The 26,997-nt window shown below is 58.0% G+C and carries 19 protein-coding genes; all 19 read right to left on the bottom strand.

What is annotated here, in order from left to right; translation table 11 throughout:
- Positions 1-18 precede the first annotated feature (18 nt).
- The gene (locus RUW20_RS03375) at positions 19-774 is read right to left on the bottom strand and encodes a competence/damage-inducible protein A (protein ID WP_313950784.1); all 756 of its coding nucleotides are present in this window, start codon (positions 772-774) and stop codon (positions 19-21) included.
- A complete protein-coding gene (locus RUW20_RS03370; RefSeq protein WP_313950783.1) occupies positions 771-1,523 on the bottom strand; it encodes an EI24 domain-containing protein in 753 nt (250 codons plus the stop codon). The genes RUW20_RS03375 and RUW20_RS03370 overlap by 4 nt, the downstream gene beginning before the upstream one ends.
- A 37-nt stretch (positions 1,524-1,560) precedes the next feature.
- Positions 1,561-5,466: an ATP-dependent RNA helicase HrpA gene (gene hrpA, locus RUW20_RS03365; RefSeq protein WP_313950782.1), complete on the bottom strand. Its 3,906-nt coding sequence runs from the start codon at positions 5,464-5,466 to the stop codon at positions 1,561-1,563.
- A 196-nt stretch (positions 5,467-5,662) separates the two neighbouring features.
- Positions 5,663-5,923: a hypothetical protein gene (locus RUW20_RS03360; RefSeq protein ID WP_313950781.1), complete on the bottom strand. Its 261-nt coding sequence runs from the start codon at positions 5,921-5,923 to the stop codon at positions 5,663-5,665.
- A 6-nt stretch (positions 5,924-5,929) separates the two neighbouring features.
- A complete protein-coding gene (gene metG / locus RUW20_RS03355) occupies positions 5,930-8,035 on the bottom strand; it encodes a methionine--tRNA ligase (RefSeq protein WP_313950780.1) in 2,106 nt (701 codons plus the stop codon).
- Positions 8,036-8,277: 242 nt separating this feature from the next.
- Entirely contained in the window at positions 8,278-10,098 is a 1,821-nt protein-coding gene (locus RUW20_RS03350) for a polysaccharide biosynthesis protein (RefSeq protein WP_409559294.1), read from the bottom strand.
- Positions 10,099-10,577: 479 nt separating this feature from the next.
- Complete coding sequence (locus tag RUW20_RS03345) at positions 10,578-11,543, bottom strand: SDR family oxidoreductase (RefSeq protein ID WP_313950779.1); 966 nt, start codon at positions 11,541-11,543, stop codon at positions 10,578-10,580.
- Positions 11,540-12,796, bottom strand: a complete 1,257-nt coding sequence (locus RUW20_RS03340; protein ID WP_313950777.1) for a glycosyltransferase family 4 protein — start codon at positions 12,794-12,796, stop codon at positions 11,540-11,542. The genes RUW20_RS03345 and RUW20_RS03340 overlap by 4 nt, the downstream gene beginning before the upstream one ends.
- 7 nt (positions 12,797-12,803) lie before the next feature.
- The gene (gene wecB, locus RUW20_RS03335) at positions 12,804-13,934 is read right to left on the bottom strand and encodes a non-hydrolyzing UDP-N-acetylglucosamine 2-epimerase (protein WP_313950825.1); all 1,131 of its coding nucleotides are present in this window, start codon (positions 13,932-13,934) and stop codon (positions 12,804-12,806) included.
- A 1-nt stretch (position 13,935) separates the two neighbouring features.
- Entirely contained in the window at positions 13,936-15,042 is a 1,107-nt protein-coding gene (gene wbjC / locus RUW20_RS03330) for a UDP-2-acetamido-2,6-beta-L-arabino-hexul-4-ose reductase (protein ID WP_313950776.1), read from the bottom strand.
- Positions 15,039-16,073, bottom strand: coding sequence for a polysaccharide biosynthesis protein (locus RUW20_RS03325; RefSeq protein WP_313950775.1), 1,035 nt, complete (start codon positions 16,071-16,073; stop codon positions 15,039-15,041). The genes wbjC and RUW20_RS03325 overlap by 4 nt, the downstream gene beginning before the upstream one ends.
- A 10-nt stretch (positions 16,074-16,083) precedes the next feature.
- On the bottom strand, positions 16,084-16,881 hold the full coding sequence (locus tag RUW20_RS03320; protein ID WP_313950774.1) for an AglZ/HisF2 family acetamidino modification protein: 798 nt from the start codon (positions 16,879-16,881) through the stop codon (positions 16,084-16,086).
- A gap of 1 nt (position 16,882) precedes the next feature.
- Positions 16,883-17,497, bottom strand: coding sequence for an imidazole glycerol phosphate synthase subunit HisH (gene hisH, locus RUW20_RS03315; protein WP_313950773.1), 615 nt, complete (start codon positions 17,495-17,497; stop codon positions 16,883-16,885).
- Complete coding sequence (locus tag RUW20_RS03310) at positions 17,494-18,633, bottom strand: N-acetyl sugar amidotransferase (RefSeq protein ID WP_313950772.1); 1,140 nt, start codon at positions 18,631-18,633, stop codon at positions 17,494-17,496. The genes hisH and RUW20_RS03310 overlap by 4 nt, the downstream gene beginning before the upstream one ends.
- 22 nt (positions 18,634-18,655) lie before the next feature.
- Entirely contained in the window at positions 18,656-19,582 is a 927-nt protein-coding gene (locus RUW20_RS03305) for a glycosyltransferase family 2 protein (protein ID WP_313950771.1), read from the bottom strand.
- Positions 19,575-20,846, bottom strand: coding sequence for a hypothetical protein (locus RUW20_RS03300; protein WP_313950770.1), 1,272 nt, complete (start codon positions 20,844-20,846; stop codon positions 19,575-19,577). Before RUW20_RS03300 ends, RUW20_RS03305 begins: the two co-directional genes overlap by 8 nt.
- Entirely contained in the window at positions 20,843-22,222 is a 1,380-nt protein-coding gene (locus RUW20_RS03295) for a lipopolysaccharide biosynthesis protein (RefSeq protein WP_313950769.1), read from the bottom strand. The genes RUW20_RS03300 and RUW20_RS03295 overlap by 4 nt, the downstream gene beginning before the upstream one ends.
- A gap of 149 nt (positions 22,223-22,371) precedes the next feature.
- Positions 22,372-24,909, bottom strand: a complete 2,538-nt coding sequence (locus tag RUW20_RS03290; RefSeq protein ID WP_313950768.1) for a hypothetical protein — start codon at positions 24,907-24,909, stop codon at positions 22,372-22,374.
- Positions 24,910-24,958: 49 nt separating this feature from the next.
- Positions 24,959-26,995, bottom strand: a complete 2,037-nt coding sequence (locus RUW20_RS03285) for a hypothetical protein (RefSeq protein ID WP_313950767.1) — start codon at positions 26,993-26,995, stop codon at positions 24,959-24,961.
- Between the last annotated feature and the right edge of the window lie 2 nt (positions 26,996-26,997).

Genomic DNA, 26,997 nt, shown 5'->3' with positions numbered 1-26,997 from the left:
TTTTTTAGCGGCTGGCTACTACGGTCGCCACTGCCAGGAGATCCCGCGCCGCTCGACTTCCTGCCGGATGCTGGCCATCGCCTGATCGACCAACCCGCTCTCGCCTTCGACGCCTAGTTCGAGATGTCGCCGCTGGCCGTCGTCGGATATCGACGGCAGGCTGAACAGGCGCAGCGTCGGAAAATCGGCGACCACTCGTTCCATCAGGTCGAGCAGTGCGCTCTCGTAGCTATTCGCGCCGGTCAGGAGAAACGCCTTCTCCACTTTCGGGTGGCGATGGAAAAGATCGGCGTAGAAGCTGTCAAGCGCCCATTCGACCATCGGGTGAGCCATCTGCGGAAAGCCCGGCACGAAGTAGTGATCGCGCACACTGAAGCCCGGGATGCGATTGAACGGATTCGGGACGATGTCGACACCGCGCGGAAAGGTGCCCAGCAGCAGGCGAACATCGTTTATCTGGTCGCCGAAGCGGGCACGGATTTCACGTTCCGCATCCGGATGCAGCACCAGCTCGACGCCCAGCGCGTCCGCCGCCGCCTGCCGGGTCTGGTCGTCTGGCGTGTTGCCGATGCCGCCGAAGCTGAACACCACATCACCGGCGGCCAGGCTGCGGGTCAGCGCCGCCGCGATCCGTACCCGGTCGTCGCCCAGGTATTCGACCCACGACAGACGCAGACCCCGCTGCGCCAGCAGCTCGGCGATCTTGGCAAAATGTCGATCCGTGCGCTTCCCCGAAAGGAGCTCGTCGCCGATGATGATCGCGCCGAAATTCATTGCTCGTCCGTCAGCGCCGGCTGGTCGTTGATTACCGCCACCAGGGCCCCCTGCCGCAAGCGCCGCAGCGACTCGAGACAGAAGTGGATGTAGGCCAGAGCCGCCAGCGTCGGCGTCAGCAGGCCGAGCAGCGGGATGTGCGCCAACAGCGCCAGAATGACGCCGAGCAGCAGCAGCGGCAAGCGGTACTGGCGACGCAGCTCGCGCCACTCCTGCTCGGTGGCATGCACAGTAAGTGCGTCGTAGGCAAACGTGCGGCGGGTAAACCAGGCCATCCAGAGGATCGGCAGCAGCAGGCCAAGTCCGGGAACCAGCCACAGCGGCAGCGTCAGCAGCCAGCCGACGACATACAGCAGCGCCGCCGAAATGCTGTTCCAGACGCCCGCTGTGACGCTGTCCTTGCCGGCCCGCGCGAGTTCCGGGTAATCGGCCAGGGCGACGTGGTCGAGCAGCAGGGGCATCACGAAGATCGCGGCCAAGAGCATCGCGGTAACGAAGGCGGCGGCAAGAATCAGCAGCCAGCCGCCGAGCACTGCGCCGAGCTTCGCCAGCCAGGCGACTCCCCATCCGACCAGCCAGGTCAGCGGCGGTTGATCGACGAGGGTCGAAATCACGCCCTCGAGGGCGAACATCATCAGCCCAACCCAGAGCACCAGCGCGACCACCGCCGGCCCGAAGAACAGCAGCCAGACCCTCCCCCGGCCGAGCGTCCTGACGCTGCGCCCCATGGCCAGCACGATCTCAGTCACTGTGCATCTCCTTGCCCACCACCGACACGTTCATTCCTCACATGGATTCCCACATCTTCTGCACACGCTTGATCGAAATTGGCGCCGGTGTGCGCAGTTCCTGCGCGAACAGGTGAACGCGCAACTCCTCGAGCAACCAGCGTAACTGCTCTAGTTGCGGCTCGCTGACGCCCTGCTTGGCCAACACCGTGGCGCGTCGCTGGTAGTTTGCCCACAGCGGCAGATACTCGGCCAGCAAGCGGGCGTCGCGGGCCGCGCCCTGGGCGCCGCTGGCTTTCACCTTGTCCAGCCGCAAGGTAATCGCCTTCAGATAGCGCGGATAGTGCTGCAGGCGTTCGAAAGGCGTTTCGACGACGAAGCGCTTGCCGATCAGCCGTGCCAGCTGTCCCTCGATGTCGTGTACGGTGCTGCCATAGGCCTTGAAAGCCGGCAGCTTCTTGTGCAGCGCCAGCCAGTCGCCGAGGATCTGGCCGACCAGGCGGCAGATCTCCTGCGCCAGCAGCCCGACCCTCGGCTTGGCCTCCAGGCAGCGCTGCTTGAATGTCGCCGCATCGGTCGGCCACGGCTCGGCCAGGCAGGCGCGCATGAAAGTCACCTCCAGCACCTGTCGTCGCAACTCCTCGAGGGTACCGAGCGCCATGAACTGCATCGCCATCTCGGTCAGGCCCGGCAGGTTTTTCTCCAGATACTTCAGCTGCTCGCGAAACTGCAGCATGAACAGTCTCAACAGCCCCGCCGAATGCGCCTCAAGTGCCTCCTCGGGCGAGTCGAAAACGCACACCGAAACGCTGTCGCCATCGTCGGTGAGCGCCGGGTAGCCAAGCACGGTCTGGCCGTTGCCAGTGTCGACTTCGATCAGCTCGGCCAACTCGCCAAAACTCCAGTCGGTCATCCCCGAATGCTCGGCCGGCATTTCGTGCAGATCAGAAAACTCCTGCTTCGCCTCGCGCCCCCACTCGCCGCGCAGTTCAGCCAGGCTGCGGCTGGCGCCGAGTTGGCGGCCGTTTTCGTCAACCAGGCGAAAGTTGAAGCTCAGGTGTGCTGGTACGGCGTCCGGACGAAAAGCGTCGGGCGTGATCTCCCAGCCGCGCGCATTGAGTCCGCGCGTTTGCAGGATGAATCCGACCAGGGCCATCACCAAAGGCTTGTCTGCCGGCGGCACCTGTTCGACGAACTCGGCCGCAAACTCCGGCACCGGCACCAATTTGGCGCGAATCCGCTGCGGCAGCGTTTTTACCAGCTGCAGCACCTTTTCCTTGAGCAAGCCCGGCACCAGCCACTCGCAGCGCGCGGCTGGCAACTGGTTCAGCTGCGCCAGCGGCAGGGTCAGCGTCACGCCGTCGCGCGCGCTGCCGGGTTCGAAGTGATAGGCCAATTCGTAGTCGGCCCCCCCGAGCTGCAGCTGATGCGGAAAAGCCTCGCTGGTTATCCCGGCAGCCTCATGGCGCATCAGGTCCTCGCGCACCAGATGCAGCAGTCGTGGCTGCTCGCGTTCGGCGCTGCGCCGCCACTTGTCGAAGCCGGCTCCGTTGTAGAGGCCTTCGGGAATGATCTGATCGTAGAAAGCGAAGATCAGCTCGTCGTCGACCAGCACGTCGGGCCGGCGCGACTTGTGCTCCAGCGTCTCGATATCCAGCACCAGCTGCTGGTTGTGCGTAAAGAAATCCCAGCGCCGACCAAACTCCTCGCTGACCTCGCCTTCGACCAGTGCCCGCCGGATGAACAGCTCGCGTGCGGCCGGCGGGTTCAGCGGCCCGAAATCAACTCGTCGGCACGGGTCAACGACGATGCCGTACAGCGTGATCCGCTCGAAGGCAATCGCCTGCATCGCCTTCTTCTCCCAGTGCGGGTCGAAGTGGCTGCGCTTGAGCAGGTGCGCGCCGACCAGCTCCAGCCACTTGGGATCGATACGCGCGACACAGCGCGCGAAAAGCCGTGTGGTCTCGCTGATCTCGGCAGCGACGATCCATTTGCCGGCCTTCTTCTGCAGTGCCGATCCCGGATGGATCAGATATTTGATGCCACGCGCACCAAGATAGTGTGCCGAATCTTCCGATTTAAAGCCGATGTTGCCGAGCAGACCGGCCAGCAAGGCGCGGTGGACGGCATCGTAGGTCGCCGGCACCTGATTCTGCCGCCATTGATGCTCGGCCGCCAACGCGTGCAACTGACCATGGACGTCGCGCCACTCGCGCATCCGCAGCGCCGACAAAAAGTGCGTGTGACAGGCCTCGACCAGTTTGCGCTGCGACTTCCGGTGCTCGACCTCGGCCTGGTACCAATCCCACAGTTTCAGCCACGAGAGGAACTCGGACTTGGGGTCGGCGAACTGCCGATGCGCGGCGTCGGCGCTCCCCTGCCGCTCCTGCGGACGTTCGCGCGGGTCCTGTACGCTCAGCGCGGCGGCAATCACCAGCATCTCGCGCAGGCAACCTTCGTCGCGAGCGGCGATGATCATCCGCCCCAGCCGCGGATCGAGCGGAATTTTCGCCAGTTCCTGGCCGGTCGGCGTCAGCGCGTTCTCTTCGGTCACCGCACCAAGTTCGAGCAGCAACTGGTAACCGTCGCTGATGGCCTTGCGTGGCGGCGCTTCGAGAAAGGGAAAATCCTCGATCTCACCGAGACGTAGCGCTTTCATGCGTAGAATCACGCCAGCCAGCGACGAGCGCAGAATCTCCGGTTCTGCGTAAGCCGGCCGCAGCGAGAAGTCCTGCTCGTCGTACAGGCGAACGCAGACACCCGCCGCCACCCGGCCGCAGCGCCCGGCGCGCTGGTTGGCGGATGCCTGCGCGATCTTCTCGATCTGCAGATGTTCGACCTTGTTGCGGTACGAATAGCGCTTGATGCGTGCCAGACCAGAATCGACCACATAGCGAATTCCCGGCACGGTCAGCGAGGTCTCGGCGACATTGGTGGCCAGCACGATGCGGCGGCCGACATGCGGCTTGAAGATGCGTCCCTGCTCCTCGGCCGACAAGCGGGCAAAGAGCGGCAGAATCTCGGTATGCGGCGGGTGATGCTTGCGCAGCGCTTCGGCCGCCTCGCGAATTTCCCGCTCGCCAGGAAGAAAGACCAGCACATCGCCCGGCCCGCATCGATCCAGCTCGTCGCAGGCGTCGACGATCGCCTGGTAGAGATCACGCTGGTCGTCGCCGGGCTGCTCGCCTTTGTCCGTCTGCAGCGGTCGATAGCGCAGCTCGACGGGGTGCAGCCGCCCCGAGACCTCGATCACCGGCGCGTCATCGAAGTGCTGCGAGAAGCGCCCGGCATCAATCGTCGCCGAGGTAATGATCAACTTGAGATCGCGACGCTGCGGCAAGATCTGCTTGAGATAGCCCAGCAGGAAGTCGATATTCAGACTGCGCTCGTGCGCCTCGTCGATGATCAACGTGTCGTACTGCTCCAGCCAGGCGTCGCCCTGCGTCTCGGCCAGCAGGATGCCGTCAGTCATCAGCTTGACGAAGGCGTCGGGCGAGGTACGGTCGCTGAAGCGGATCTTGTAGCCCACCAGCTGGCCGACATCGCTCTGCAGTTCGTACGCGATACGTGCGGCCGTCGAACGCGCGGCGATCCGGCGCGGCTGTGTATGACCGATCAATCCGGCCGTTCCGCGCCCGAGTTCCAGACAGATTTTCGGAATCTGAGTGGTTTTTCCAGAACCCGTCTCACCGCAGACGATCACCACCTGGTGCCGGTCAATCAACTCCGCAATCTCTAGCCGCCGCCGGTTGACCGGCAGATCGTCGGCAAAGACCGGCTTTGGTAGCCGCGCACGGCGGACTTCGACTGCCGCACGCGACTTTTCGAGCAGGCTGTCGCGCTCGGCCAGCCGCGCATCGCGTTTTGCGCCGAAGGCGTGGCGAAGGTCACGGGTCAGCGCGCGCAGCCGGCGCTGATCGAGCGCCAGGCAGTCGGCGAATGGGTTGACGGGCGGCACGGACATGCGACTGGCGATAGGGGTAGTTTCAGGAATCATCGGTCGGGGAAAATAGCGTGCCGGTAGGGTCGGTCAACATCGTCCGACGACCGCGCGACTATCGCGCCGGAACATCGCTGTGGCAACGGACTGCGACGTGGCCCGCGCGGTGCCATTCTACCGCAACGCGTCGACCGGGATGCGCGTGGGCACCGTGATGGCGTCAGGGCCTGTCGCCGCTGTTGCTCGCCGCGCCTCTCGCCATCTCGTTCAGTATCTGGCCCGTTCCCCAGAGCATCAGGGCAATCCCGACGACGACCGTGATCAGCGCGGCCGCCGTGCTGGTCGGGAAGTTGGGGATGAACAAGGTCTGTCCTCTGCCAAGCCACATCGCACCGCTCGAGAAGACGAGCATGCCGGCGACGTCAAAGAGGGCAAAGAACATGACCTTCAAGGTCACGCGCGGGCGCTTGCGGGCATACATGATGCGCTACTTGGCACGCATGCCGGGCTGCGCACCGGCGTCGGCCGAAAGCAGGAAGATGCCGGGCGTCTGGCCGTCAGCGTCAGATGCGGCAAGGACCATCCCCTCGGAGATGCCGAACTTCATCTTGCGCGGTGCCAGGTTGGCGACCATCACCGTCAGGCGGCCAACCAGTGTCGCCGGATCGTAAGCCGCCTTGATGCCGGCGAAGACCTGCCGGGTGCCCAGCGGACCGATGTCGAGCAGTAGGCGGACGAGCTTGTCTGCGCCTTCGACCTGCGTCGCCTCGACGATGCGCGCGATGCGCAGATCGACATTGAGGAAGTCGTCAATGCTGATGTGCGGCCCCGCACTTGCACCGACGGCGACCTGCGCGACGGCAACGGCGGCAGCTTTCTCCTGCTGTTCGGCATGACGTTGTGGCGCGGGAGGCGGAGTGGCGGTCAACGACTCACGGTTGGCCTCGACCAGCGCATCGACCTGTTTCTTGTCAACGCGCGTCAACAGGTGTTGGTAGGCGTTGATCGCATGCCCGGCGGCGAGCACCGAATTGCTATCTTCCCAAACGAAGGGCGAGACGTTGAGGAAAGCTTCGGCCTTGGCGCTGAGCGCCGGCAACACCGGTTTCAGCAGAATGGTGAACAGGCGGAAGAGGTTCAGCGCGTTGGTGCACGCCGCCTGCAGCTCGCCCTCACGACCCGGCTGGCGGGCGAGCTCCCACGGTTTGACGCTATCCACGTACTGGTTGGCGATATCGGTGAGCGCCATGATCTCGCGAATCGCCTTGCTGAACTCGCGCGCTTCATAGTGCTCGGCGATCAATGCACGGCGATCACGAACCGCCTGGATCGCCGGCAGTGATTCGTCGCAGGTGCACAGCTGGCCAGCGAAGCGCTTGACGATAAAACCGGCGGCACGGCTGGCGATGTTGACGAACTTGCCAACCAGGTCGGCATTGACGCGGGCGATGAAGTCGTCGAGATTGAGGTCGATATCCTCCATCGAGCTCGATAGCTTGGCGGCGTAGTAGTAACGCAGCCATTCCGGGTCGAGGCCCTGGACCAGATAGCTGTCGGCGGTAATGAAGGTGCCACGGGATTTCGACATCTTGGCGCCATCGACCGTCAGGAAGCCGTGCGCGAAGACCTTGCTCGGCGTCCGATAGCCGGCGTGCTGCAGTTCAGCCGGCCAGAACAGCGCATGGAAATAAAGGATGTCCTTACCGATGAAGTGATAAAGCTCGGCCGTCGACTCCGGGCCCCAGTACTCGTCGAAATCGAGGCCTTCGCGAGTACACAGATTCTTGAAAGCGCCCATGTAGCCGATCGGTGCATCGAGCCAGACGTAGAAGTACTTGCCCGGCGCACCAGGGATCTCAAAGCCGAAATAGGGTGCTTCGCGCGAGATATCCCAGTCGGTAAGCTTGCTCTCGCCGACCTCGCCCAGCCATTCCTGCAGCTTGTTGGCGGCTTCGTTTTGCAGCCGGCCCTCGCCCTGCGTCCAGCGCCGCAGGAAACCCTGGCAGCGCCGATCGGAGAGTTTGAAAAAATAGTGCTCGGACAGCCGCAACTCGGGCTTGGCGCCGGAAACGGCCGAATAAGGGTTCTTCAGCTCGTTTGCCGTGTACGCCGCGCCACAGCTCTCGCAGTTGTCACCGTACTGATCTTGCGCCCCGCACTTCGGGCAGTCGCCCTTGATATAGCGATCCGGCAGGAACATCTGCTTGAGCGGGTCGTAATACTGCTCGATGACGCGCGTCTCGATCAGGCCGGCAGCCTGCAAGCGCGCGTAGATTTCGTTGGCGCAGGAACGGGTCTCTTCGGAGTGCGTCGTGTAGTAGTTGTCGAAGCCGACGTGGAAGCCCGCGAAGTCACGGGTATGCTCGCCATGCACGCGCTCGATCAGCGCCTCAGGGGTGATCCCCTCCTTCTCGGCGCGAAGCATGATCGGCGTGCCATGCGTATCGTCGGCACAGACGTACCAGCACTGATGGCCGCGCATTTTCTGGAAACGCACCCAGATGTCGGTCTGGATATATTCGACCAGATGACCGAGGTGGATTGCGCCGTTGGCATACGGCAGGGCGGAGGTGACGAGGATCTTGCGGGTCATTGGACGTGGCGCAACCGGGGCAAAGCGGCATTCTACCAAAGCCGGCTCCGACCGGGCATTTCCAATCGTCAGTTGCTGAGACTGGCCGCCTGAAGCGGCGGCGCGCTGTCGGCGCCGCTGCCGGCTACGCCGCGCGCGACACGGACAGCTCGCACTGGATCAACCAATCATCTGATCGCGATATTTGCACAATTTGACGCATGCAAGCTTTTTTGGGTTCAAGAGGCATTGACCGATTCGGCTCAGGGGCAAGAATCCTGGTCTGCCGCCGCCGCCATCAATACCATCCGTACTGCCGCTTCATCTCGCGCGTCAAGCGCGGCGTTCAACTGTTCGATCAACCCGGCCAGAGTATCTGAATCGAGAGACGGTTCGTCGGCTTTCATGATTTTTGGGTGCATGGTGCTTACCGCGTTGCTGCTGGCAATCAGCAGTTCCTCGTAAAGCTTTTCGCCTGGTCGCAGGCCGGTGATGGCAATTTCAATTTCACCCTCGGGGTTGGCCTCGTCGCGCACGGTATAACCCGCGAGGCGGATCATGTTCCGCGCCAGATCGAGAACTCGTACGGGCTCGCCCATGTCGAGCAAGAAGATTTCTCCGCCATCGGCGAGACTGCCGGTCTGGATCACCAGTTGCACCGCTTCATGGATGGACATGAAATAGCGCGTCACTTCGGCATGAGTTACCGTTACCGGACCGCTCTGGGCAATCTGCTCCTTGAACAGCGGAATCACCGAGCCCGAAGAGCCAAGTACGTTACCAAAGCGAACGGCACAGAAGCGCTGGCCGGTCGCTTCTATCGTAGCCTGTCGGGCAAGGCCCTGAACGACAAGTTCCGCCCAGCGCTTGGTGGCCCCCATAACATTCGTTGGGCGCACCGCCTTGTCGGTGGAAACCAGCACGAAGGCTTCCACGCCCGCATCAAAAGCCGCTCGGGCAAGCACCAAGGTGCCCAGCACGTTGTTGCACGCTCCTGCCAGGACATTCGCCTCGACCATTGGGACATGCTTGTGGGCGGCAGCGTGGTACACCGTTTCAACCCCGTAGCTCGCCAACAGGTGCGATACCAGGGCGGCGTCGCCCACCGATCCGAGACAGGGGACCAACTCGCAGTCAAGCACGGACCGCAATACCCTGTGGATCTGGTACAGCGCATGCTCGCTCGCTTCAAGCAGTATCAGTCTGCCCGGCTGAAGCGCGGCGATCTGCAAGCACAGTTCAGAGCCAATCGACCCCCCTGCGCCAGTCACCAGAACCGCCTTACCGGTAATGCAACGCCCGAGCAGAGCCGGGTCGGCGGCCACGGGGTCGCGACCCAGGAGGTCGCCGATATCGACTTCGCGCACCATATTCACCAGGTGCCGACCGTTTGCAATATCCGTCAGTGCCGGCAGGATGCGGACCCGCAGAGGGTACTTCTCCAAGGACCCGACGACCTCACGCCGTCGAGCGCCCGATGCCGAAGGCAAGGTAACGATGACATCATGAATGTCGAAGCGCTCGATCAGCGAAGGCAACTGCTCCGGCGCATACACCCGCAGACCCGCCATGTCCTTCCCGTGCAGCGTACTATCATCGTCCAGAAAACCGGCCGGAAAGAGATCACGCCCACGCCGCAGTGATTCCGCAAGTTGCCGCCCGGCACCACCAGCGCCATAGATCAGTACCTGTCTGCCAGCAAAGCGATCCCGCACCGGAAACCAGAGAACCCAGCGCGCCCCAAAGCGCAAACCGCCGATCAGCACCATCCCGATCATCCAGTAGAGAAGCGGCACAGCCCGGGGTACACCTTCCACGCCGGTCATCTGTGTCATGAACGCCAGCGCGGCCCACAACAGCGCGGCCAGTGACATCGCCTTGACCACCGCCCATAGCGCCTGTTCGCCCAAGTAGCGAATCACCGAGCGATAAAGCCCCATTTTCAGGAAGACCGGCGTTGCCAGAAGCGGCGCCACGGCCATCAGCAGTGCTTGTTCCCGGTTTGGCACATGCCACTCGCCCAGGCGAATAGCATATGCTGCCCAGACGGCGAAGACCAACAAGGTCGCATCCGCCACCAGCATCATCCCCTGCTTGGCCGGGCGCGTCATAAGCACCAGATAGCTGGAAATCCGTTCGGGAACAAATCTCTTCATGATTCCGCTAAGCCGCCATCGGCCAATACCGTATCCATCGCCTGTAAGGTACCAATCAGTTCGTGGCCCTGAACGTATTCAGGTCCTCGGGTTAACGTCATGCGCACGGTCTTGGCCACCAGCGATCAACGGAGTCAGAGGCTGCAAAGAAATCGAAAACCCGACTCCGGACACCCCGTGACCATCTGCTTTACAACGCAGCTCATTTGCATATTGCCGCGTTTCGGGTGTTTTTCTAGACCTCGTCGTGATGCGCTGGTGCGCGACGCGCGGAGCGGCGGCGATGCGGCATGTTCTCTTTGCCCACCCGGGTAACCGTGCCGGCACGGCGCTACATTATGCCCCTTGGTGCACTGAAGGTAATGGGATTCTCGGTGCACACGGGCACAGCGCGCGCCTCTCGTCTGTTAAATCAAGCATCCGCTGCCGTTCCTGAGCCAATCCTCAGCCACGCGACGCAGTCCCTCATCTACGCTCACCGGTGGCGACCAGCCGAGCAGCGCCTTGGTGTTGCTGATATCCACCTGCAACGAGTCGCACAAACGTTGGGCGATGCCCGGTCGCCCGACGAGTTTTGCGCCCAGCGCAATCAATCCCGCCGGCAATGGAAGCAAGCGGGCTGGCCGCCCGAGGGCTGCTGCCAGCCGGCGCAGTAATGCAGCCGTCGATAGGTCTTCGTCATCGGAAACCAGGAAGGTCCGGTTGGCAGCAGCTGGATGGTAGATGCAGGCGACAATCAGGTCGACGAGATTGTCCAGAAAGACAAGACTGCGACGGTTTTCGGTGATCCCGCCCAACGGCAGTGGAATGCCGCTCGACAGCCAGCGCATCATCGCCAGGAAATTCGCCTCGACCCCCGGCCCATAGACCAGCGGTGGACGGATGATCACCACCTCCATGCCCGTATCCTGCGACACGACTCGCAGCCCCGCTTCGGCCTCGCACTTGGAAACCGCGTAGGGATCGCCAGGTTCAGGGTGCTGGTCGACGGTAAATGGTCGTCCGGGCTGCGAATAATCGCCATTCACCTTGATCGAACTGAGAGACACAAACCTCCGCACCCCCGCCTCGGCGGCTTGCCGCGCCAAACGCAAGGTACCCTCGACATTCACCCGACGGAACTCGGCCAAGGGATCGGCGGCTCGGTCCTTCATCATGTGCACGCGCGCCGCACAGTGAACGACGACGTTGACTCCCGGCATGCTACCCGTCCAATCCTGATCAGGAGACAGTGAAGCCTGGACTACGTCCACGCCTTCCGGCCATTCGCCCGCCACCCTTTTACGCACGCTAATCCGCAACGGACCCCGCTCACAGAGAGAAGCGCACAATGCCCGGCCAACGAAACCGGTTGCACCAGTAACCAGGATCATCGACGGTGCTCCCTTCGCCTGAGCTTACCCGTTCTACCCGCCGACAAATCCTCGAACCAGGACAGCAAGCGCGAAATCAGCGCCGCTCTGTCGAACTCCTCTTTGTAGAGCGCCAAACCACGTGCGCCCATTGCTTGCCGCCTATCGCTGTCCATGCAAGCGAGCTGCCGCGCAGCCACAGACAGCGCCTCTCCATCTCCGGCCGGGCACGAAAGCCCAGCGCCGGAGCGCGCAACAATCTCCGCGCCCTCACCATTCAACATGGCAAGAACTGGAATGCCCGCTGCCAGGTAAGACTGAAGTTTGCCAGGAATAGTCATGGCAAAAACCGGTTCATCCTTCAAGGACACCAACAACGCATCAGCACGTCGATAGAAAGAAGGCATACGGTTAATCGGGTAACGCCCCAGCATGAAAACGCAATGCTCAAGACCTCGCTGTCTTACCTCCGACTTGACCCAGTCGGAAGCACGGCCGTCGCCCACGATCAACCAGCGTATGCTCTTGTCTTCTTTGAGTCGCTCCGCGGCATCAAGAACTGACGGGAAATCCTGCGCATCCCCGATGTTCCCGGTAAACATGATGCTGAAAACTCCTTCGCTCGCAGGAACCTCTTTAGCCGCCTCGGCGGCCGAAGTATTGAACTCGGCATCCGACCAACTCGGGAAATACTCGACGACCTTGTCAGCCTTGCAATACCGGCGAATCTGAGGAATAAAGCTCCTTGACTGCGCCAAGACCATATCGCACCGGTTATAGATGAACGACACCACCAGGCCAACCGCCTTCAACACCTTTTTGGAGCTGACGACGCCCACGGCCTCAAGGGTTTCCGGCCAAAGATCCAGTACCCAGAATGCCAATGGCGCCCGTTTCAGGTAGCGGAGAAACACCGCCGGCAAGCCAACGGTGATGGGCGACGGCTCAAAGACAAATATGACATCGAACATCTCCCCACGTAGCCGCCACGCCCCAAGCGCCATGGCGCTGACGGCAAAGCTCGCATAATTGAGCATGAGCCGCAGACCACCCCTGCCGCGGGATACCATTGGCACGCGAACGATGCGCGCAGCAGCATAGGTTGTGTACGCGCTCGGATTTCTTTGGAACTCGGGGAAGACCTCGCCTGAAGGATAGTTGGGGTACCCGGTCAATACCGTAACCTCGTGCCCCCGCTCACAACACTCGGCCACCAGGTCATTGATCCTGAAGTTCTCCGGCCAGAAATACTGGCTGACGACAAGAATTCGCACGTCAGCCTCAATACCGCTTCCACACCACCCGGTTCACGTAATCCACGTAGCTGTGAACGATCCGCACCACCTTCTCTGCAACGTTCGGCACGCTGTAGTCGCCCACCAGCCGAAGACCACGACTGTCACCGCGCGGCTGGCTCTCCAGAATCGCCAGCGCCTGCATGACGCGCTCGACCTCCAGGCCGACCATCATCACCGCCGCCTCTTCCATGCCTTCGGGCCGCTCGTGCGCTTCGCGCAGGTTCAGCGCCGGGAAATTGAGGATCGAGGACTCTTCGTTGATCGTTCCGCTGTCGGATAACACTGCTTTGGCGGTCAGTTGCAGCTTGTTGTAATCCTTGAAGCCAAGGGGCTTTAACAGGCGAACCAAAGGACCAAACCGGATACTTAGGGCATCCACCCGATTTCGCGTACGCGGGTGGGTGGAAACGATCACCGGGTAGCCGTAGCTTTCGGCCAGCTGATTGACAACGCCGACCAGCTTGAGGAAGTTGCAGTCGGAATCGATGTTTTCTTCGCGGTGAGCGCTGACGACGAAGAATTTCCCGGCCTCGAGTTGCAGTCGTGACAGCACATCCGACTGCTCAATGCCTGCCCGATAGTGGTTAAGCACCTCGAACATCGGGCTACCGACCTTGATTACCATGTCGGGTGGCAAGCCTTCGCGCAGCAGATAGTCACGGGCGCTGGTGCTGTACGTCAGGTTGATGTCGGCGGTATGGTCGACGATGCGGCGGTTGATCTCTTCTGGCACACGCATGTCGAAGCAGCGATTACCCGCCTCCATGTGGAAGATCGGAATCTTGCGGCGCTTGGCCGGAATCACTGCCATGCAGCTGTTGGTGTCACCCAGCACGAGCATTGCATGCGGCTTTTCTACCGCCAAAACGGTGTCGACCGCAATAATGACCTTGCCGATGGTTTCGGCACCGCTGGCCCCGGCTGCATTCAGAAAGTGGTCGGGTGTGCGGATAGCCAGGTCGTCGAAAAATATCTGATTCAGTTCGTAATCGTAATTCTGACCCGTGTGCACGATCACGTGCTCGCAATGTTCGTCCAGCTTTGCCACCACGCGCGATAGGCGGATGATCTCCGGGCGGGTGCCTACCACGGTCATGACTTTCAGCTTCTTCATATCAAACCTTTGCGGCGATGGTATCCGAACGGGTGCGGTCGAAGATCTCGTTGGCCCACAGCATGACCACCATATCGTCAACACCGACATTGGTGATATCGTGCGCCCAGCCTGGCACGGTTTCGACGACCTGGGGTTTGTCGCCCGACGTAAGGACCTCGTACTGTTCATCTGTGACCACATGCCGGAAACCGAAACGTGCCGAGCCCTTGACGACCAGGAATTTCTCGGTCTTGGTGTGGTGATAGTGTCCACCCCGAGTAGTCCCCGGATGGGCGGTGAAGAACGAGAACTGCCCGGAATCCTTCGTCTTCAGCATTTCGACAAACACGCCGCGCTCATCGCCGTGTTTGGGGAGGTCGTAGGCCAACTTGGCGAGTGGTAGATAAGTGACGTAGGTAGCATACAAGGCGCGCACCAGCCCGGTCCCCACTCGCTCCGAAACCAAGCTATCGCGGCAGTTCCGGAAGGCGCCGATCTGCTCCGCCAGATCACCCAGCGTAATGCCGTAAACCGGGCTGACCACTCCCCTGCTCACACCGGCTGGCGCCGCACACAGCGTATCAATGAATTGGGCGACGAGATCATCCACATAGACCAGTTCAAGGGCGGCGGCAGGAGCCCTAATCTCGATCGGCAGATCATTGGCGACATTGTGGCAGAAGGTCGCTACCACTGAATTGTAATTCGGGCGGCACCATTTACCGAACACGTTGGGCAGGCGATAGACAACCACCGGATTGCCAGTCTTTTCTGCCAGCAATTCACCGGCCACTTCGGCAGCCCGCTTGCTCTCGCCATAGGGGTTGGCCAGAGCGGCTTGGGTGGAAGACGAGATGATCAGTGGGATCTTTCGGTTCGTTGCTGCGATCAAGTCACAAAGCTGTCCCGTCAGATCGGCATTACCCGCAGCAAACTCCTCGACGTTCTTCGGCCGGTTGACGCCTGCCAGATGCACAATGGCGTCGCTTCGAGTCACCCGTTCCGCGAGGTCGGCCAGCGAATCTTGACGATCAAATTCAATGGCTTCGAACGCCGCCAGCTCACCAAGGCGAACCATCAAGTTCTTGCCGATGAAGCCATTGGAACCGGTAACGAGAACTTTCACAGCCACTCATCCGAGTGGGGGGTTTCGCCACGCACCATCGCTTGAACGAAGCTCAAACGACGCAGGAGCTCCTTCATCTCTTCGACATCCAGCCGTTCGGTATTGTGGGAGTTGTAGTCGTCCGCAAGCGAAATTCTCGGTTCACCTTCTTCCACGAACTTGCCGTAATTCAGGTCGCGCAGATCGGGCGGCACGCGGTAATAGGCACCCCTGTCTTCCGCTGCTACGCGCTCCTCTCGGCTAAGCAGGGCTTCATACAGCTTTTCGCCGTGACGCGTACCGATGACCCGGATTTCATGATTCGGCACACCCATGATTGAAATCAGCGCCTTGGCCAAGGTGTCTACCGTAGCCGCCGGCGCTTTCTGGACAAAGATGTCACCAGAACTGCCCTGCTCAAAGGCATAAAGCACCAGATCGAGCGCATCATCGAGGGTCATCATGAAGCGCGTCATGTTCGGATCGGTGACGGTAATCGGCTTACCCGAGCGAATCTGCTCAATGAACAAGGGAATCACCGACCCGCGGGAGGCCATCACATTGCCGTAACGCGTACCGCAGATCACCGTTTCGCTACTGCCACGCGACTTGGCGACCATGACTTTTTCCATCATGGCCTTCGAAATCCCCATGGCGTTGATCGGATAAACGGCCTTGTCGGTGCTAAGACAAACCACCCGCTTGACCGAACAGCTAATCGCCGCCTCAAGCACGTTCTCCGTACCCAACACGTTGGTCTTGACCGCTTCGAGCGGGTGGAACTCGCAGGAGGGGACCTGCTTGAGCGCCGCAGCGTGAAAAACCAAATCGACGCCGCGCATGGCATTCAACACCGCCTGATAATCGCGCACATCGCCGAGGTAGAACTTCAGCTTGGCGTCGTGATAGCGCGTACGCATGTCGTTCTGCTTCTTCTCGTCGCGGCTGAGAATGCGGATTTCGCGCAGGTCGGAATTGAGAAACTGCCGGATAACCGCGCTACCGAACGAGCCGGTGCCACCGGTAATCAAAAGAGTCTTGTCTTTGAACATTAGGTCTCGCTTATGACAACGAATACGACGCAAGGCCGGCACGGCAAATCGCGTCCTTCTGCTCTGGCGTGGGATAGTTGATCAGAACAGCGCGATATGGCCCCTTGAAAACGAACAGACTACCAGCGGAAGCACCCACCACGCCACATGCACCCAGCAGCGCTTCAAGGTCGTGATGAGAGCCAGCGCCGCCTAGCAGAGTAAGCGGAATCCGCGATTCGCGCCGCATTCTGGTCGCCAGGGCCAGGTCGTAGCCCTTCATCTGGCCGTCACGCTCGATCGAATTGATGATGATCTCGCCCGCGCCGGCCGCCTGCATCCGCTCTGCCAGCTTGAAGGGGTCTCCACTTTGCGCTTTTTTGCCGTTGCCAGTGAAGACTTCGTAGCCGGAGGCGAAAAGTCCGGCTTTCCTGCGCACATCCAGAACGACCACCACACTTTGCCGGCCCACCGCGTCCGCCGTGCGGGAAACCAGCGTCGCATCTTCAACTGCCGCCGTGCTCATGGCGATCTTCTCGACGCCAAGGCCGATGATCTTCTTGGCCTGCTCCGGCGTCCGGACGCCACCGCCGTAACACAAGGGCATGCGGCACTCGGCGGCCAGATTGGCAATCATCCGGTAATCCGGTTCAGCCCCCTTGACCGTGGCATCGATATCGAGAACGATCAGTTCGTCCGCCTCTTTTTCATTGAAAATCCTGACCGCATTGATCGGATCACCAACGTATTTTGGGTCTTTGAATTCAACGGTTTTGACGAGCCCGCCCTGATGCACCAGCAAGCACGGAATGATTCTTGGGCGTAGCATCTCAGAGCTCCGCGAAGTTCTTCAAGAGCGCCGCACCCCAGTGATGGCTCTTTTCGGGGTGGAACTGTACACCAAAGACATTATCATTCTGCACTGCGCAAGCAAACCTGAAGCCGTAGTCCGCGCGTGCCACCGCACTTGTCACGTCTGCACATTCCAAGTAGTACGAATGCAGGAAATAGAAGCGGGCCTCATCTTCCAGCGTTTTAAACAAGCGGCACCCGGCAGCGGGAAGAACATCGTTCCACCCCATGTGCGGCATGGGCAAAGCGGCGGAAGCCGGATTGCCGGCAAAGCTGCGCACCTGCCCCTTGACCCAACCGAGGCCCGCCCCAACACCCTCTTCGCTGGAATCGGCAAGGATCTGCATACCAACACAAATGCCCAATACGGGCACGCGGTCCCGTTTCACCAGCTGTTCAAGCGCTTGGCGCATTCCAGAAGCATCAAGCAAGGCCATGGCATGGTCAAAAGCGCCGACGCCCGGGAGGATCAGCTTGTTCGCATCGCGCAGGTCATCCTCGCATCGAGCACGCACCGTCGCCACGCCCAGGCGCTTGTACATGGTGACAAACGCCTGGATGTTCCCCAAACCATAGTCCACGATGTGAATCATCGAAACAACCTTCTTTCCTGGCCGAGCCGACGCATTACGTCGGTACCAACGCCGATAGCCCAGCGCTTGTTCCGGTAGTCCCGGTAGGTCTTGTTCTCGCCATCAAAGATCTCCTGAAGTTCAGCCACCGTCAAGCCGAGCTTGTGGGCTACGTACTCGAACTCCTGCCTGAGAAACTCTTCGCCCATCTCGGGCCGTGCGAGACGCGCCAATGCGGCCTCGCGCGTCATCTGCCCGGTGAGGATCAGACTGGAGAAGTGAGCTCGGCGCTTGTGGTAACCGAACTTGCGCGGCATCCAGTAGTCTTCATAGAAACGCGTGAAGCGCGACTCGTGGTGTTTGTGCTGGAACTTCTGCCAGCCGAAGCGGCGTTCGAGCTCCCGCTCAGCCTCAGCCTTGATATACGGTACAAGATTCAAAGGTTTGACGACCTCCATTCCGAGAACCTTCTGATAGAGCACCTTGTACGTAAAGATGTCCACCAGCGGAAAGGTCTTCAACTGACGTTTGCCAAAGCGAGCGTGAATATCCTTGAACAGCGTTTTGTCAATGCCTGGATAGCCACCCCATGCTTCCGGTTCACGGCAGCATTCCGTTGACACATTTGAGCCGGTCAACACGTACTTGATGCGGTGCTTCCTGGCAAACTTGTAGAGGGCCGAGAAGAAGGCGCCATCCTGTGGCAAATCCTGGTCCGCGATCTGCGCACGCAGGAAAGCAAGTTGGAGATCCTTCATTTCTTCCCAGTTGATCACCTCGGTATAGAGATCAAGTCCAAGGCCATCGACCAGTTTCTCTATGTTTCCCACCGCCTGATCGGTGTTCCACCCGGCATCCACGTGGAACAGCAGCGGCCGCAAGCCCATCCTATCCTTCGCGATCAGCGCGGTATAGGAACTATCCAGACCGCCGCTCAACCCGATAATGCAATCAAAGCTCTTGCCCTTTCCCTCTACCTGGATTTTTTCAGCAAGAGAAGCAAGTTCCGTCTGGCCTTTGGTGTTTGGGTACCAGTTCGGTTCGATTTCATTCTTGAAGTTGCTGCAGTAGTCGCAAACACCCTCCTCATCAAAAGAGATGCCGGGATCCGTGGTGTCCATAATGCAATTGACGCATATCCTATATCGTTCACTCATAAAATTCCCCGAACAGCCAAACCTACCAGCCACTAAACAGACCGTAGCAAGATCGTCGAATCCAAAACAGGAATCCGTTGGTAATCGAAAGAGCACGCAGTCGATCAACGAAACCCGCGCCAGACAACATGACGCCAACCATATCTCCCTGAACTCGGGATTCCTCGCAACGCATTTTTGCTCGCAATATGGTCGACTGATCTTGACTGATACTATCTTTGAACTTCTCGTAGAATACGGGCAACGCACGAAATCTGGCGGTCACCTTTGAGTTGTATTCTGCAAATGGCAACATCATATTGATACTATTGCCAGAATGAACACGCCATCGGCACGCCACGACATTGGAGTGAATCACTAGGACGTCTTCAAGATGCAAGACAGCCAACTCCATCCATGTATCCTCGTTCGGCAAAAACTCCGGCACCGGAAAAACCAGCTCCAGCGCTTTCCGATTCATCAATGGCGACACGCCACTGAGAGCACCAACTCCCTTGGCCCGGGGAATAAGGAAGCCATCAAATTTGCTGACATCGGACATCGTCACGAGCTTCGAGAGTCCGATAACCGCGGTTTCCTGACCACTAGCCTGAATGGCATCAAGGCGACCCCGCAAACTGCCCTGGGGCATCACATCGTCCCCGGAAAAAATGCACACGTAGGCACCTCTGGCCTTGCTTACTCCGAAATTGAAGCCGCTGCACTTGCCCGAACCCTGATTACTGTAGACAGACAAGCGACGATCTCCCCGACCTATTTCGCAAGCAATATCTAACGTGCGGTCATTGGATCCGTCATCGACGAAAACGAGCTCAAGGTTAACGTCATTCTGAGCCAAAATACTACAAAGCGCCTGACGCAGATGATGTTCTTCGTTCTTCGCGGCCACCACCACCGAAATAAGAGGAGCGCCACCACATTGTGTATTACCACCAAGACGGCTATTCATTTAAGTGTCGGCCCAACGATTGATCAGTATTGTGTTCCGATACCTTGAAAAACAGGGCGCAAAGCACCAACCCTCCCCAACCATTACTTAGTACTGTCCCGATCAATGACCCCGAAAATAGCTGAAAGGCAAAAATCGGCCACAAAGCTTTGAACGCAATGTCGCTCGAGAACCGAAACAATCGGAAAATCTGCCCAGCAACCAGGCCATACAGAAAAACGCCGAGCCAACCAAAGTTAACAAAACCGTCGATAAAAAACACGGCGTTGGAGTTCGCAATCTGACTAGACCCACCAAATTGATAATCGGCAACATAGCGTTCTATGTTAATCCTGTCAAACCCAAAAACGAAGGCAAAGAAGGAACTGGTGGCGCCAAGGAGATGCTCGGAACTGAACGTCTCCCGGTGAACGGCAAGGGTGTCCGCGGCCGTAAATATCGGAACAGCGAAAATACGCCACACAAGATAGTCCAAACTCCCAACAGGAAGGTAAGACCCAGAAAAATAGCTTCCCGCAACAAGCGCTTCGGACTTGTTGCCATCATATGAAAACGCAACCAATCCGAGCAGTGCGATAAATGTGCCGGAAACAACAAAGAAAACCAGCCGCCGGCTGAGATAGCCTTTCATGGCAATCAATACAATAATTGGCATCAGCGCATTGAGAAAAAGCGCCTTCTGCATAAAACTAAGGCAGTAGATTATAAACAGGCCCAGAGTAATATAACGAATCCGGTACCCAAAGGCAAACGCATGCAGCAAAGCGTAGGGAACGAGGGTGCTTGTCAGGATAGTCGAGACATAAAGCAAAGCGCTCTCAACGCCCTGCCTCCCCTTCAAGAAGGCACCTCTTTCCTCACTTAGCGAGTACGCGTCAACCCCTTGCAAAGCGCTTAATAGCGGAACTGTCGGTGCTGTTAAAACAACGTACAAACCGAAAAATAAAAAGAGAAGACAAATAAAAGCGATGACATACTTCCCGTCCACTTCCACCAATTCTGAAGCGCCGCCAACGCGATGGTCGAAGATGGAGCAGTTGCCACCGAGCCACATGGCGAGAAGCGCCAAACACGTAAGGCTCGCCAAAAGCAAATACTCGTCGCTTGCACCCGCAGCAGCCCAGGCAAGAAACGGCACCATGCTGTAGGCCATCAGCAACAAGAAACCGAAAACCAACAAACTGTTATCTGGTGATAATAACGCTGTGGCCCACCGAGATCGCTCGGATTGACGCCTGAAAACGGATCCAAGGTCGATCATCACGACGCTAATCCACTGTAGTTATGTATAGTCCAAGCCAGCATCGCGCCGCAAATAATCCACGGCAGCGACCACAACAGGTTTTTAGCCAAAACGCCAGCCAACGCCCCAGGCCTTATTCTCAGGGAGTGAGCGACGATCAACAGGTAGTTACTGTACACAAAAAAGCCCGAGATGGCATAGGCTTCCCCTACGAGACCAGGCCAAACCTCGGCAGCCCAGAGTACAGAAAAAACACGCAGGCATAACGCGAAAAACTGGAAGCTCATGGCAGCACGCTGATTGCCAGTGACGTGCAAAGCCATTGATACCGGTGATGCGAGGAACTGGAGGACAAACCAAGGCGTCATCCAAGCGATGAGAAGGCCCGCTTTTTCCCATTCGCTTCCGAAAACGATCCAAAAAACACTTGGTGACAAAACCCCAATCGCAACCAGGGGGCCAACTCCTACCTTACAAAGTTTCCCTAAAACCTCTAATGTGAACTGATCCAGTCGGCCGACACGTAACCTCGACGGGGCCTCCGACAGATACACTTGAGAAATCGCCCCCCCAATTAATCCCATCGGCGCCTGAATTACGTACATCGCCAGCATTAGTTGACCTGCAATATCATTGCCAACCTTCCCCGCGATGAGAATAACGGGTACGTGGATGGCGGCAACGTTAGACAGGGCTTCCCAAGTAGAAAATGCCGGGAAGCGACTGTAGGTGCTAGCAAGCCTTCGCAGGTTTGCCGTGTTCAGAGCCAATTGCAAATCGTGGCTTTGTTTAAATAATTGAAAGCCTAGAAATCCAACCACTACGATGGCTGCAGCAACATACCCCATCAACAGCCCGATCACACCGATGCCCGACAATCCAAAGGCGATCTGTAGTGAACCACTGGTGCCGGCTTGACTCAACCTCGCTTTAGAGATTAAACCGAAATTTTGAGCCCGTATAAACCAGTTCTGTAAGGCGCTGCCAGTCGCTACCGCCAAGACAGCGGGTGGTACCAGCCATAGCCAAGTTGCCGCCTCTGGCTGATCCAGCCAGTCCACGAAGGTCGCGGTAGCCGACGTCACGGCCAGCAATCCCAGCAGGGAGATGACCAAACAACTGGCAACACTCAAGACCAAGAGCCCGAAGGCATCCGCGTCCGCTTCAGGAAGAGCAATTGCGATATCCCAGCGCAGGCATGCCGCCACCGAAATCGTCAATACAAGTCCAGAAAATACTGCCAATTGACCGAAGTCGGCGGGAGAGTACAAGCGGGAGAGCACAGGCATCGCCGCCGCCATTACAAGCTGCGCTCCCGCGGCACCTCCAGCAAGAATCAGGACGGAGCGTAGCAAACCACCACGTGCTGCCAAACGGTCGAACCAACTTATCATCATTGACGCTTATTGCGTTCAGCCAGGGACAGAACCGGAATCTCCACAGCATTATCCATGTTGGCGTTTACATAACTCCGCTCGATTGTGCCTCAACGCGTTCCCCAAGCAAGCAGAAAAACCCAAGCCAGTTGCTAGCACGACTGAATTTCTCAGTTCACAGGCTCGAGTTTAGTGATCGACGCCTTCTCAATCAAAACACTGGATCGGCCGAAATGCTCGACGCCGATCCGCAAAAATTTTCCATCGGGGTGAGGCCGGAAACGGCGCGCGAAATCCTGTCCGGGATGGCTTTCCGTAAGGGCTATTTCGCCGATACGTAAAGGCTTGCCTTTGTCGATGGTGTCATAAAGCACCGGTGCTCCTGTGCTGTCAAACTGCGCGATCCAGAGCCTCACGAACCCTTTCCCATGCAGACCTAGGTTTATCAGGTACTCCGCGTTCTCAATACCGATAAACGTCTGCTTCAGCGCACCCCAACCGATACCACCCGCAAAGCCCGTTGCCAGCAAAACGCTTTGATCCTGGTGATTTAAAAGAGAAGTGGTCACCGACTCTGAGGACTTGAATGGCGTCGGTTGAAAACCGATCAACTCGACAATGCTTTTAGGCACAAAAGCAGGAAACAGATGGCTTCGTGCCCACGGGAAACCCGGCGGGGCCAACTCGGTCGCTGTGCTTTTTTTTAACCCGCTTGAATGCAGGGAATATAGCTGCGACATTCCTACCGAGGACTCAAGACGGCTCAACTCCGGATCGGCCAATACCGACTGCAAAGCCGAGTTGTAGAACGGCGGCAGGCTGTAATCTGTCAACTGAATGAAATGTATTCCAAGCTCTTGAAGTTTTTGCGCTACCGCTCGCGCAGTTTTTTCGCGATACACACCTATCAGCCGAGGATCAAGATAGCTGACGAATCGCCGTTTCGTGTAGTACATATCTGCCGGGCGCATGCTGAGCACAAGAGAGTCGGCCGGAACGACGTCGTCAAGCTGTCTCGCTAGGCGAATCGACGGCCAATAATCTAGAATGAAGTCGAAACGCGGCGCCTTCGATTGGTTACCTTCTGCAGCATCTTCGGCGAATATATCTGGCTTAGGTTGTGATGGGACTTGGCGCCACTCAGCATATAGCCCGACCAAAAAATAGTTCAGAAGAATAATAGCACTGCATCCTATCGCCAATCCGAGGATGGCATCTCTTAACAACCCGGGCGTGGTGGTTCTGCTTAACAAATTGGTCGCGCGCTGGCAGGACAACTCAACGGCATAAGCGGCGAGGAAGACGAGCGCCGGCACCATCACCAGCATATATCGGCCATTACGAATCATGATGTCTACGCCCAACCCGACTGAGCACAGAACACCTAATAGATAAACAACTACAAAGGATCCAGACAGCCACAAAAGCTGCTGTTCTTGATCCAACAAACTCTGCCTTAAACCGGTTTTGCCGACCTTTTCATTTCGCCTGAACTGTCGCCAGAAGAGAAAAGCACCCAGCGTCCAAAGCCAGAAGGCGAAACCAAACGAGGTCGGAACAAACCAACCCTTCAAAACACCATATTGGATGATTGCTGCCCAATTATCCAGTCCGCGCGCATAGGAGAAATATCCAGACCAATCCAATTCTCGCAGGGCAAATACAGGAGGATTGTCACTGACCGCGGAGCCATAAATAGTCCAGTTCTTAAAATAGGGAGCGCCGCCAACCACTAAAGCGCAAATCGACACGATCACCGCTTCCTTGACAATCATAAGCCAATCTGCAAATCCGCGGCGGATAATCAGCATCGCGAAAACCAACGGAACGAAAAGTAATGCCTGGGAATGGGTCCACAGGGAGACGCCGAGAACCAAACCCAAGCTGATAGAATATTTCGCTGTATCGTTTCTGGCGCCCAGCAAGATCAAAATAATTAGGGTGACTCCGCTAACCGCTAGCGCGTCGATCGCGCCTGCACCTGCCCCGAGGAAAAGCAAGGGCGTTGATAAGAACAAAACTCCGGAGAGAAGGCCAAAGGTTTTCGAACGAAGTATTCCCAAACTCACGACGCCGAAAGTGGCGGTGATGAGAAACCACGGCGCGATCAGTCTCATCAAGCCGGGTGCATCAGCGTGCCTTTGAATAATAGACATCAGGTAGATCAGCGAGACGTAAAGCGGGGGATGGGTCCAGGGCCCGTAAAACCCGGAGAGATTTGTGTCCGGATTCAGAACCGGGTAGGCGTCGAGTGTGCGGACATGGAACAACTCTCGCCCAACCGTCGCATACTCGAGGGCATCGTTCGCAATTAGGGGTATGAAAACAGAGTTAACCAGCAGCGCCGATATCCACAGAATCAGCAGTGCGCAAAGGAGATAGAATCCCAGAGATGGAGACCGTGGATCAATTATTTGTTGGGGCCGCGACGACCATTTAGTGAGGCCGAGTGCGCACGGTATAAAGAGAATGAGCGCCGTGACCCAAAGATGAGTGGCGTGGGAGTCCCGCGGAAAAACATACAATGCCAATATTATCGCCAAACCCGCGAGGAATGGTCCTAGCGCGAGGCCGAAAGCCAAGTTCATTCTCGCCTGTCGAGCGGTGTCTGTCCAGGAGATAAAGCACGCAAATGCCAAGCCCGCGCCGCTGGCAAGGATTACAAGCAAGGAGAAGCCCAACCAGGCCTTGATTGAAAACTCAATCATCGGTCGACTTGTTATTCATTAGATATACACAGATTTGCTGGCGCGATAATCAACCATGAAGGCCAAGGTGATCTAATTGATTGATCCGCCGCACCGTGTCGTTGAAATCTAGCCCAACGACATCAAGGTACCATCTCAAGCTCTCGACTCTGGGTCTATTTTCGACCACAATAGCTTTCATTGCCTGTTCTCTCGTTATGTGGCCTTCGCGAATCTGGTTGCTGCGAAAGGTGTCGAACTCGGAAAAACCTCGGGCTGTCATGTAAATGTAATTGTAGAATGGCGCCGTTCCGTCTCCGATTCGCCAACTACTAGTGGAGTCAGGCGCAAGTTCGAAGTCATAGTCGCCGATGATCGTTTTGTTGACTTCATCTTCATTCCAAACCATATGGCTGAACATGAAGAAAAAATCACGTCGTGGCTCAATGTAATATGAGAGGAAGGCCTTCCCTGTATCCAGCAATGAGGAATTGACGTATCCCGGATTGGTTGCAAAGCGCGAAGCATAATAGATAGCCAGACGGAGCTTGCGACTCATCGAGAGATAGTCGACACGGCTTTTGTCGAAATCCGGCGGCACGCCGCAGAAACCGGTTTTGAAATCAGTGTTTTCGAGCGGGTTGGCGGACCAAAGGTCGAGCCGAATACCCGTCTGGCGCTTCAGATCGTTGACGATCTTGAAGAAGTGCTTATCGCCCGCCATGAATAGCGGCACCATACCGAGATCAGGTTTTCTCAACCAGGCAGCGACGTTCTTGCGGATATTTTCGCGCTTGGTCTTGATGTCCGCGGACACCAGTATGTTCTGAACGCCCAGCTTGCCACAGAGACGAGCGATGTTGCGGCGGGCCAGATCAGTCACCATTCCCCAGTCGTAGGTGAAAGTAATCGGGTTAAGCCCGAATTCCCGCTTTATTAGATGCAAGCCGTAACAGCTGTCGCGTCCACCACTGAAAGGTACGAGAACATCCGGCAAACCGTTCTCGCTGCGATACTTTTGTACCGACTGGATAAAATCAGCCTTGGCTTTTTCTGGAGAAATCCCTTTGTATTTTTTCTTGTAGCCTCTGCAATAGTTGCACAGGCCCTGCTGGTCAAACGCAATGAACGGGAAGGTTTCCGGCAAGACGCAGCAGGTACAACGACGGATTTGTTTCATGGCCTCTTCGCTGTAGCGCAGCAAAGACACATCAGCTTCACGAGCCACGACGGTAAATACTTTTGGGATATCTCCGGTGACATCTGATTGCCTGGTCTTTTCATCGCGCCGCCAGTAAATTCCTTTTGGCGGGACGTCGCGGTGGTCGGCAAGTCGAAACCGCTTTGCCGCACTCTCACCAGTCATCTCGAGGCAAAGACCAGTTCCTGCGTCAACCGGGATGGTCTGGCTGGCGATGTCTTGGTTGCCAACGGCATTCTCGAGAATGAAGCGCTCCGACGCAAAAACGAGCCCATTGCCTTCGGAAAGGTTGGCGCAATACAAGTCACCGGTGTTGGTTGCGATGGTCAAGGTGCTTGCTTGGCCATGGACCCACGCGACGGAGGCCGCGCCCTCGATCACGGAGTACGCTTCGGCTGTCGCCTGAACAGGGTCGAAATTATTCCCCATAGCGCTGGCGACCATGGCCGCCAGGACCTCGGTATCGACTTCAGCGTGACGAACCAAATTGGGAAGTTGAGCCCAAAGTTTGTCGACGTTAACGATGATGCCGTTATGGATCATCGTGACATCGCCCCAACGGACCGGCTGGTTATTCTCTGTCAACTCGGCACGACCGTTAGTCACCAGCCGTGAGTGGGCAATGGCAATGATCGGCTGACGTGGTACCGGGGACCCAGGGGCATACGCCAGATCAAGGGTGGCAGAAAGCGTTGCTTTGTACGCCGCCGACTCCAGCAATTCAGTTCCCGGCTTGGCGCCTTTGATGGTCCATGCCTGCCCTGCAGCTGGAAGGTAAAGATGCAGCCCGGCGGACTCCTTGCCGCGGCTTTCAGAGAGGATGTAGAGTCTCTTTAACAGCCCTTCGAAGCGATCTCTGGACAGGGCGGCGTTTTCCCTGATGCCGAGCCCGAAAATTCCACACATAG

The organism is Accumulibacter sp., assembly GCF_032229525.1.
Taxonomy (GTDB): Bacteria; Pseudomonadota; Gammaproteobacteria; order Burkholderiales; family Rhodocyclaceae; genus Accumulibacter.
The sequence above is the reverse complement of the archived record's forward strand: the minus strand, read 5'-3'. Positions and strand labels throughout refer to the sequence as shown.